A 9,987-nucleotide genomic window follows, 5' to 3' on the forward strand; every position below is an offset into this window, starting at 1 on the left:
CGGCCACTACCGAAACCACCGAGTCGGAGACCGAATCGGGCGAATGGGACGACGATCAGTCCCGGGAGGACTCCGAGGACGGCGGCCGTTCGCGACGTCGCCGTCGCGGTCGTCGCGGTCGCGGCCGGGGCCGGGGCGAGCAGTCCTCGGACGGCGATACCGACGAGTCGGAGGATTCCGAGGAGAACGAGGATTCGTCCGAGGAGTCCGGCGCCACCGAATCCGAGTCCACCGAAGGCGGTGCCGAGGACGGCGACGCCGTGCCGGAGGGTTCGACCCGCCGCCGCCGTCGTCGCCGTCGCCGCAAGGCCGGTGAAGATGCCGAGAACGAGGCGTCGGACGACGATCCGCCGAACACCGTCGTGCACGAGCGCGAACCGCGCAACAAGCGCCGCGTCGCCGCCGCATCCGTGGACGAGGTGCAGGGCATCAGCGGTTCCACGCGGCTCGAGGCCAAGCGTCAGCGTCGCCGGGACGGTCGTGAGGCCGGACGTCGCCGTCCGCCGATCCTGACCGAATCGGAATTCCTGGCCCGCCGCGAATCGGTGGACCGGGTGATGGTGGTGCGCGAGAAGACGTTCGTCGATCACCCGAACGCGGTCACCCAGGTCGCGGTGCTCGAGGACGACATCCTGGTCGAGCACTTCGTGACCAGCACGGGTTCGGCGTCCATGGTCGGCAATGTGTATCTGGGCAAGGTGCAGAACGTGCTGCCGAGCATGGAGGCGGCGTTCGTCGACATCGGCCGCGGCCGCAACGGCGTGCTCTACGCCGGTGAGGTGAACTGGGAGGCCGCCGGACTCGGCGGTAAGGAGCGCAAGATCGAACAGGCGCTCAAACCCGGCGACACCGTGCTGGTGCAGGTGAGCAAGGATCCGGTCGGGCACAAGGGCGCCCGGCTGACCACGCAGATCAGCCTGGCGGGCCGCTTCCTGGTGTATGTGCCGGGCGGGACCTCGACCGGTATCAGCCGCAAACTGCCCGACACCGAACGCAAGCGGCTCAAGGAGATCCTGCGCGATATCGTCCCGCAGGACGCCGGTGTGATCATTCGCACAGCGTCCGAGGGCGTTGCCGAGGCCGAGCTGGCCCGCGACGTCGAGCGGTTGCAGGCCACCTGGAAGACCATCGATGATCAGTCCAAGAACGGCTCGGGTGCGCCCAAGACGCTCTACGAGGAGCCCGACCTGCTGGTCAAGGTCATTCGTGACCTGTTCAACGAGGACTTCTCCAAACTCGTCATCGAGGGCGGGCGCTCCTGGACGACCGTCGAGAACTACATCCGCACCGTCGCACCGGATCTGCTGGCGCGGGTGGAGCGGTACGACAACGACAGCGTCGACGTCTTCGGCAGCTTCCGTATCGATGAGCAGCTGTCCAAGGCCCTGGACCGCAAGGTGTGGCTGCCCTCGGGCGGCACCCTGGTCATCGACCGCACCGAGGCAATGACCGTCATCGACGTCAACACCGGCAAGTTCACCGGCGCGGGCGGCAGCAACCTCGAGGAGACGGTCACCCGCAACAACCTCGAGGCGGCCGAGGAGATCGTGCGGCAGATGCGCCTGCGGGACATCGGCGGCATGATCGTCGTCGACTTCATCGACATGGTGCTCGAATCCAACCGTGACCTGGTGTTGCGGCGGCTGACCGAGGCGCTGGGCCGCGACCGCACCCGGCATCAGGTGTCCGAGGTGACCTCGCTGGGCCTGGTCCAGATGACCCGCAAGAAGCTGGGCACCGGTCTGGTCGAGGCGTTCTCCACCACCTGTGAGCACTGCCACGGCCGCGGCATCGTCGTGCACGACTATCCGGTGGAGTCCGCCCCCGCCGAGGAGGGCGTCGGCCGTCGCGAGGGCCGTCGTCGTCGCAAGGACAAGGACAAGTCCGGTGCGCCCGCCCCCGCCGCGGCCTCGGCGCCCGCCGATGTGCACGTGGAGGAGGATGCCGCCGCCAAGCGCGCGCATCCGGTGGCGCTGGCGATGGCCGCGCACCACGGTGAGGAGATCGCCGAGGCGCGTGTGGACGCGGTGGCGCCGGAGTCGGCCGCGGAGCCGGAGAAGGCGGCTTCCGCGCCGGAGGAGACCACGGAAAGGCCGTCCCGTCGACGCCGTTCCCGGTCCGGTCGCGAGGCGGCTCGGGAGCATGCAGCGCGGGCGAGCGAGTCGGTGCATTCCGATGAGTCGGGTCGCTCGGACGATTCGGCGCGTGCCGGTGAATCCGCGGCGGCGGTCGAGCCGGAGACCGTTGGATCGGCGCAGGCCGATCGGTCGGACCGGACGAGTGTGACCGCGTCGGTTCAGGCCGACGAGACGGCGCGAGCCGCCGACTTCGAGCCGGCGGCCGACGGGGAAGCCGTGGACCACGGCGAAGCCGCCGATCGGGCCGGGGCCGCATCGGACGTCTCGCCCGCCGAACCCGCCCGCAAGGGCCGGCGTCGGGTCGCCCGCTCGTCGGCCGCGCTCAGCACCGACAGCGCCGCGGCGGTATTCGTACTCTCCAATTCCGAGCAGTCGGAAGGTTCCGCGGCCTCGGTGACCGACTTCACACCGGTCGCGGTGCCGCGCAGTCGTCCGCGTCGTCGCAGCGCCGGACGCGCAGCGGGTGCGCCGGAACAGGACGACTGAGCAGACCGGCCGACCGAGTGATCGGTCACAGGCAGCTGATCACGGTACGCGGGGTCCGGGCGCAGAGTCCGGGCCCCGCGTACCGCGTGATTCGCCGACGCACACGATGGTGCGCCGGGGAAGGCGGTGCCGAGCAGCACCCGGCCCGCAACCCTGGTTTTGTCGCTGGGGTACGCGTCCTGTAACCTTGGACAGTCGCTGCTCGGCGTCAGCAATGCCTTGTGCGCTGGCCCGTGGCCCGGTTCGAACGAGAGCCACAGGCGCTGAGGCGGCGGTGAATACCAGACCAGTCGTGCGGCGGTTTCCGATTCCAACGGATGCCAACCGCGCGAGCAGAGTGCCGAGCACTAGTAGAGAAAGAGGGCAGCCGACCGATGGCAACGTACGCGATCGTCAAGACCGGCGGAAAGCAGTACAAGGTCGCGGTCGGTGACCTGGTGAAGGTCGAGAAGATCGAGGGCGAGACGGGCAGCGCTGTGTCGCTTTCCCCGGTGCTCGTCGTCGATGGCGCTGAGCTGACCACCGATGCGGACAAGCTGGCGAAGGTTTCGGTCTCCGCCGAAATCGTCGACCAGACCAAGGGTCCGAAGATCCGCATCCACAAGTTCAAGAACAAGACCGGCTACCACAAGCGTCAGGGCCACCGTCAGAAGCTGACGGTCCTGAAGGTCACCGGCATCAAGTAAGCGATTCGCGGGGCCGCCACCCCGTCCCTGTCACCAGATCCCGGGATCAATCGTCCCGGGCCACGAGGAGTAACAAGCTATGGCACACAAGAAGGGTGCGTCCAGCTCCCGCAACGGTCGTGATTCGAACGCCCAGCGGCTCGGCGTGAAGCGCTTCGGCGGTCAGGCCGTCCAGGCCGGCGAGATCCTGGTGCGCCAGCGCGGCACCCACTTCCACCCGGGCGTGAACGTCGGCCGTGGCGGCGACGACACGCTGTTCGCCCTCGAGGCGGGCGCGGTCCAGTTCGGCACCAAGCGTGGCCGCAAGACCGTGAACATCGTGGTCCCGGAGCCGGTGCAGGCCTGAGCCGCACCGGAGCCTTCCACACATTCTTCGAAGCGGGTCAGGGTGAGAAACCCTGGCCCGCTTCGTGTGTTCGGGGCCGACGTCATCGAGGACGACACGTCGCGCGAAGACCGAAGACTCGGCCGCGACATGAAGTGAGTGCGAACCCCAGTACCAACCACAGTCCAGGTAGGTTTCACCCACCCAGCAACGCCGACAGCAGCACCGCGCTCCCGATAAGGTATCAGTAACCGCAGGTCACCATGCTTATCCACCCTCAGATAGCACCACCGTAGTAGACACCCAGTTCGCCCACCCCGGATAACGTCAGCTCGCGGCCGCGGCCCGGGTCGATTCTGGACTGAGTGGAGCGGGGGAGCGGAGGGAGAGAAGAATCGGCCCTTGGGGGCCGCGGCCCGCCGGAGCGAAGCGGAGGCAATTGGACACAGCCCCGCCGGAGCGAAGCGGAGGCCGAAGATACAGGAGGTCAACAGCATGTCGAAGTTCATCGACCGCGTCGTGCTGCATGTCCGCGCAGGTAAGGGCGGGCACGGGTGTGCTTCGGTGCACCGGGAGAAGTACAAGCCGCTGGGCGGCCCCGACGGGGGTAACGGTGGGCACGGCGGGAATGTGATTCTCGAGGTCGATCCGAATGTGCACACCCTGCTGGACTTCCACTTCCATCCGCACGCCAAGGGCGGTAACGGTAAACCCGGCGAGGGTGGTAACCGTGACGGCAAACAGGGCGCTGACCTGCTGTTGAAGGTCCCCGACGGTACGGTGGTGATCGGCTCTGACGGTGCCGTGCTCGCCGACCTGGTCGGAATCGGCACCACCTATATCGCCGCTCGCGGCGGTCGCGGCGGACTCGGCAACGCCGCGCTGGCCTCCAAGGCGCGCAAGGCGCCCGGATTCGCGCTGCTGGGCGAGGACGGCGAGGAGCGCGACGTCGTCCTGGAGCTGAAGTCGGTCGCGGATGTGGGTCTGGTCGGTTTCCCGTCGGCCGGTAAGTCCTCGCTGGTGTCGGTGCTCTCGGCGGCGAAGCCGAAGGTGGCGGACTATCCGTTCACGACGCTGGTGCCCAACCTCGGCGTGGTGTCCAGCGGTGACACCACGTTCACCGTCGCCGACGTACCCGGCCTGATTCCGGGTGCGAGCGAGGGACGCGGCCTGGGCCTGGAATTCCTGCGTCATCTCGAACGCTGCGCGGTGCTCGCGCACGTGGTGGACTGCGCGACGCTCGAGCCCGGCCGTGATCCGGTGTCCGATGTGGATGCGCTGGAGGCGGAGCTGGCCGCTTACAAACCCGCGTTGAAGGCCGATTCCGAACTCGGGGATCTGGCCGATCGCCCGCGCGTGGTGATCCTCAACAAGGCCGACATCCCCGATGCCGCCGAGTTGGCCGAGATGGTGGGCACCGAGTTCGCCGGGCGCGGCTGGCCGGTGTACACGATCTCGACGGTGAGCCGGGAAGGGTTGCGGCCGTTGACGTTCGCGCTCGCGGAGATGGTCCGCGACTACCGCGCGGCGCATCCGAAGGCGGCCCCGCCGCGACAGGTGATCCGTCCGGTGGCCGCGGGGGAAAGCGGTTTCACCGTCGAGCGCGATCCCGAACTCGAGGGCGGATTCCTGGTGCGCGGTGAACGTCCCGAGCGTTGGGTGCACCAGACCCAGTTCGACAACGACGAGGCCGTCGGCTATCTGGCCGACCGGCTGGCCCGGCTCGGTGTCGAGGAGCAGCTCGAGAAGCTCGGCGCCGAACCGGGTGCGCCCGTCACGATCGGCGATGTCACCTTCGAGTGGGAGCCGCAGATCTCCGCGGGTGTGGACATGGTGATGACCGGTCGTGGCACCGATCCCCGCCTCGACCAGACCGAACGCATCTCCGCGGCCGAGCGCAAGCATGCGTCCCGGGTCCGTCGCGGCCTGATCTCCGACGACGAGATCGTCGAATGACCGCTGACCGCCGCAGTGCTTTCGCGATGCCGCTCGCTGTTCGCAGTGGTGTACCGGGCGTGGTCGGCGGTCGGGCGCGCACGTGCTTCCCGCGTCCGTCGCGGCTCGAGGACACCCGACGGGCTGTCGTTCGCCGCGGTGCCGTCGCGATGTCGGTGCGGTGTGGTGTGTCGAGTGCGGTCCGTGGTCGAGCGCGGGAGTTCGAAAAATGTTGTGGTGCTGATCGGTTCAGGTGAGGCTCATGAGTTCCGGTATGACGCAGGCGGATTCGGATCACGCGCTGAGCGAGACCCGGCAGGTGATCGCGTCGGCGCGCAGTGTGGTGGTGAAGATCGGGTCCTCGGCGCTGACCAGTCTCGAGGGCGGGCTCGACATCGGTCGGTTGGATCGGCTGGCCGACGCGGTGGAGGCGCGGATGCGCGCCGGATCCGACGTGGTCGTGGTGTCCTCGGGCGCCATCGGCGCGGGTATCGCACCGCTCGGCTTGAACTCGCGGCCGAAGGATCTCGCGACCAAACAGGCCGCCGCGAGCGTGGGCCAGCTGGCGCTGGCGCACGCCTGGGGCACCTCGTTCCAGCGTTACGGCCGCACGGTCGGGCAGGTGCTGCTGACCGCCGGTGACTTCTCCCGGCGCGAACATCATCGCAACGCCCAGCGCACCCTGGACAGGCTGCGCTCCCTGCACGCGATCGCGGTGGTCAACGAGAACGACACCATCGCCACCGACGAGATCCGCTTCGGCGACAACGATCGCCTGGCCGCCCTGGTCGCGCACCTGGTCGGCGCGGATGCGCTGGTGCTGCTCTCGGATGTGGACGGCCTCTACGACGGCGATCCGCGCAAGGGCGGCGCGACGTTCATCCCCGAGGTGCGCGGCACCGCCGATCTCGACGGCGTGATCGCCGGCAGCGGTGGCGCGCTGGGCACGGGCGGAATGGCCTCGAAGCTGTCCGCGGCGCGCCTCGCCGCCGACGCCGGAGTTCCGGTTCTGCTGGCCGCCGCCACCGACGCCGCGGCCGCGCTGACCGGGGCCACCGTCGGCACCGCCTTCGCCGCACGCCCGATTCGCTTGTCCGCCAGGAAGTTCTGGGTTCGGCACGCCGCCGACAGCCGCGGTTCGGTCCTGCTCGACGCCGGCGCCGTGCGCGCGGTGGCCAACTGCCGCCGCTCCCTGCTGGCCGCCGGAATCACCGGCGTGCGCGGCCGCTTCTCCGGCGGCGACGTGATCGACCTCATCGCCCCCGACGGCACCCTCGTCGCCCGCGGCGTAGTCGAATACGACAGCTCCGAACTGGAGACGGTCCTCGGCCGTTCCACGAGCGAACTCCCCGAGGGCATGCGACGTCCCGTCATCCACGCCGACGACCTGGTCAAAGTCTGACGGGTTGCGCGTCAAGGACGATCAACCGCCAGCTGACGGTGTTGTCGGAGTCCTATTCGTTCGCGATCGACGACGACCTCGGCCCGCTGATGAATCCGGTTCGGTGCGCACCGGGCGGGTTCAGGGCTGGGTTGTGACAGCGGTGAGTTCGTCGAGTCGGGGCCAGTGCCGGTGGTCGGTGTCGATCACGATGGGGTGGGCGTGGACATGGCTGCCGTCGGGCAGCAGGCGCGTGTCGGTCAGGTGCTCGGGGGCGGCGTCGGGGTCGTGGATGTGGGCGAGTGGTTGGTCGTCGCGGCGCGGCCAGCAGGTCGACGCGGCGGCCGCGCCGAGCGCGGCCATGATGGTGAGAACGGTCCAGGTGGTGGTGAACCCGAGGGTGGTGGCCAGCCAGCCGGTGGTCGGGTAGATCAGCAGCCAGCAGGCATGAGACAGGGAGAACTGCGCGGCGAACAGGGCGGGCCGGTCCTCGGCGTTGCTGGAACGGCGTAGCACTCGCCCGGTGGGAGTCAGCACCAGCCCGGTACCCACGCCGATGGTCGCCCAGATCGGAAACAGGATCGGGTAGCGCCAGTCACCGTTCGTCGCGGTCGACACCGCCACGGCGGCGGCGATCGCGGCGAGCAGCACTCCGGCGCCGGTGAGCATGAGGGTGCGCTGACCGATGCGTTCGAGCAGTCGGGGAATCGAGAGCGCGACGGTGATCACGCCGAGCCCATTGGCAGCCAGCAACCAGGCCACGTCGGACTCGGAACGTGCCAGGGTCTGCTGGACCAGATTGACGGTGTCGACCATGACGATCGAACCGACCGCCGCGACCACGAGATTCAACCCCATCAGCCCGCGCAAGCGCGGCGTCGCGGTGAAGATCCGCACTCCCGCCAGGATCCGGTCGAGCACGGCAGTGTCGCCGATGCGGCGGGTGGCGTCCGGGATCCGGCTCGACACCACCAGGGACGCGGAAAGCAGGAATCCGACGGCTGTGCCGGTGAACAACCAGTGGAACGACACGACCCCGACCAGCACGGCGGCCAGCAGCGGGCTCAGCAGTGTTTCCATACTCGAAGCCAGCTGGGAGTACGACAGTGCCCGGGTGTAGTCACGTTCGTCGGGCAGGATGTCCGGCAGCACCGCCTGGAAGGTCGGTGTGAACGCCGCCGACGCCGATTGCAGGACCGCGATCAGAACATAGATCTGCCACACCTGGCCCACGAACGGCAGCAGCAGCACGATCGAGCCGCGCACCAGATCCAGCCCCACCAGCGCAATCCGCCGGGGCACCCGATCCGCCCACGCACCGGCCAGCGGCGCGATGAGCACGTAAGCGACCATCTTGATCGTCAACGCCGTGCCCAGCACCGCACCCGCGCGCGGTCCGGCCAGCTGATAGGCCAGCAGCCCGAGCGCGACAGTGGTGAGCCCGTTGCCGAACAACGCCACCAGCTGCGCACCGAACAGATGCCGGTATTCGCGGTGCGAGAACAAGGTCACCGCCGAAGCGGGGCGTCTGGGTTGCGGCAGCGTCACACCCCGATCATACGTGCATGGGTGCGCACTTAAAGGATTGAAATGTGGGGCATCCATCAGTCATAGGCGCGACGCTTGCCAGGGGAGCGTCCGGTCACTCATTACACTCGCTACTACAACGCCCCTTCCGTGCCCCGGCAACTCGATTTCCAGCGCGTGCGTGTGAAGGGAAACATCAGAAAGCGATGAGCATCATGGGAGATACGACCAGCGCCAACGCGGCGGAACTGACGCAACCCAGTCTGGCTCACCCCGTCGCCCCGGATCAGCAGCGTCTGGACGTCGCGACGAATACCTTCCGCATGCTCGCCGATCCGACCAGGCTGCATATCCTGGCGATCCTGGCCGATACCGCGGCCGACGTCACCACCCTGACCGAGGCGTGCGGCGTCTCGCGCACCGCGGTCAGTCAACATCTGGCCAAACTCCGGTTCACCGGCCTGGTCGAGACTCACAAAGATGGCCGACGGGTGATCTACCGGATCCGCGACGGCCACCTGACCCGCCTCGTGCGCGAAGGACTCAACCACGCCGATCACGTCGTCACCGGCGAACCCGCCCACGACTGACTTACGTTCCCTGCCACCGGCTCACGAGCGCGACCGGATTAGCGTGCTCAGCGTCGGCGAGGTGTGCGCAGGGCGCCACGCATTCCGCTGGACTTGCGAGCTCCGAGAATCATCCGTCCGCATTCGGGCCGATAACGGAACAGTCTTGCGTGAATAAACGATTGTCGGCTCCGGTACGGCCGACGCAGGAGAGCTGATGGAACCCGACGACGAATCACCTTTCGGCCGGAAATCCACAGAGCTTCGCCGACAACGGGGCGCAATCTCGCGTCGGCGGCTCATCGGTGGCGGAACGGGCGCCGTCGCGACGATCACGGCCCGATCCTCATCGAACGTCGCGGCAGCTTCTTCACCGGCGGTGCGGTGCTCACCGAGAAGGGCGCTTACGACCCGGCGACAAATTCCCGCAGGCAAGTCAGGGATCGGCTCGTCGGCGCTCGACCAGTTCTTCCGTCGGATCACCATCGACACCGGTCCGCAGGAAAAGATCGGCACGGCCGGAGTCGTCACCGCTGGCGGGGTCGGCCTGATGGATCGCATCGGCGACAACGTCCTGATCACTCACTCCGCCAGCGGTATCCACGGCTGGCTCACCGCAATCGCCTCCCGGCACGTTCGCGGTGTGTTCAGTTACGAGCCGACCGATTACGTGTTCCCGTCCGATGCGATGCCGGGACCGGTCGGCGAGGGCGTCGTCACCGCGACGCCTCGCCCGGTCTCGCCGAACGAGTTCGCGGCGCTGACCAGGATCCCCATCCATATCCAGTTCTCGGACCATATCCCGGCATCGGGGAGCCCGTACCCTCGCGTTCAGCCCTGGGTGAACCGGCTCGTGCTGGCGAATCGCATGGTCGCGCTCATCAATGCCCGTGGCGGCGATGTCTCGCTGACGACGTTGCCCGACATGGGGATTCACGGG

8 protein-coding genes are annotated in these 9,987 nt (G+C 68.2%); 7 read left to right on the forward strand and 1 reads right to left on the reverse strand.

What is annotated here, in order from left to right; translation table 11 throughout:
- From NM2_RS06265 to proB, 5 genes are all read left to right on the forward strand, one after another.
- Positions 1–2,624, forward strand: a 2,624-nt coding sequence (locus NM2_RS06265; protein WP_157120907.1) for an Rne/Rng family ribonuclease, incomplete at its 5' end; no start/stop codon positions are given.
- Positions 2,625–2,998: 374 nt separating this feature from the next.
- Positions 2,999–3,310 (forward strand): 50S ribosomal protein L21, encoded by a 312-nt coding sequence (rplU, locus tag NM2_RS06270; RefSeq protein ID WP_040820290.1) that lies wholly within the window; start codon positions 2,999–3,001, stop codon positions 3,308–3,310.
- 79 nt (positions 3,311–3,389) lie between these two features.
- Positions 3,390–3,656 (forward strand): 50S ribosomal protein L27, encoded by a 267-nt coding sequence (gene rpmA, locus NM2_RS06275; protein WP_067665147.1) that lies wholly within the window; start codon positions 3,390–3,392, stop codon positions 3,654–3,656.
- Positions 3,657–4,130: 474 nt separating this feature from the next.
- Positions 4,131–5,591 carry a GTPase ObgE gene (gene obgE, locus NM2_RS06280; protein WP_067665152.1) on the forward strand — a complete coding sequence of 487 codons (1,461 nt, stop codon included), beginning with the start codon at positions 4,131–4,133 and terminating at the stop codon, positions 5,589–5,591.
- A 280-nt stretch (positions 5,592–5,871) separates the two neighbouring features.
- Positions 5,872–6,972, forward strand: coding sequence for a glutamate 5-kinase (gene proB, locus NM2_RS06285; RefSeq protein ID WP_174575608.1), 1,101 nt, complete (start codon positions 5,872–5,874; stop codon positions 6,970–6,972).
- Between the two features lie 120 nt (positions 6,973–7,092).
- Here proB and NM2_RS06290 read toward each other — a convergent pair whose 3' ends face one another.
- Positions 7,093–8,499: an MFS transporter gene (locus NM2_RS06290; RefSeq protein ID WP_281182401.1), complete on the reverse strand. Its 1,407-nt coding sequence runs from the start codon at positions 8,497–8,499 to the stop codon at positions 7,093–7,095.
- A gap of 185 nt (positions 8,500–8,684) precedes the next feature.
- Between NM2_RS06290 and NM2_RS06295 the strand changes: the two genes are divergently transcribed.
- Together NM2_RS06295 and NM2_RS48725 are read left to right on the forward strand one after the other, a co-directional pair.
- Positions 8,685–9,068: an ArsR/SmtB family transcription factor gene (locus tag NM2_RS06295; RefSeq protein ID WP_157120908.1), complete on the forward strand. Its 384-nt coding sequence runs from the start codon at positions 8,685–8,687 to the stop codon at positions 9,066–9,068.
- Positions 9,069–9,597: 529 nt separating this feature from the next.
- Positions 9,598–9,987, forward strand: a 390-nt coding sequence (locus tag NM2_RS48725) for an alpha/beta hydrolase family protein (RefSeq protein WP_501193633.1), incomplete at its 3' end; no start/stop codon positions are given.

It is taken from the genome of Nocardia miyunensis NBRC 108239, from assembly GCF_001613065.1.
Classification (GTDB): Bacteria; Actinomycetota; Actinomycetes; order Mycobacteriales; family Mycobacteriaceae; genus Nocardia; species Nocardia miyunensis.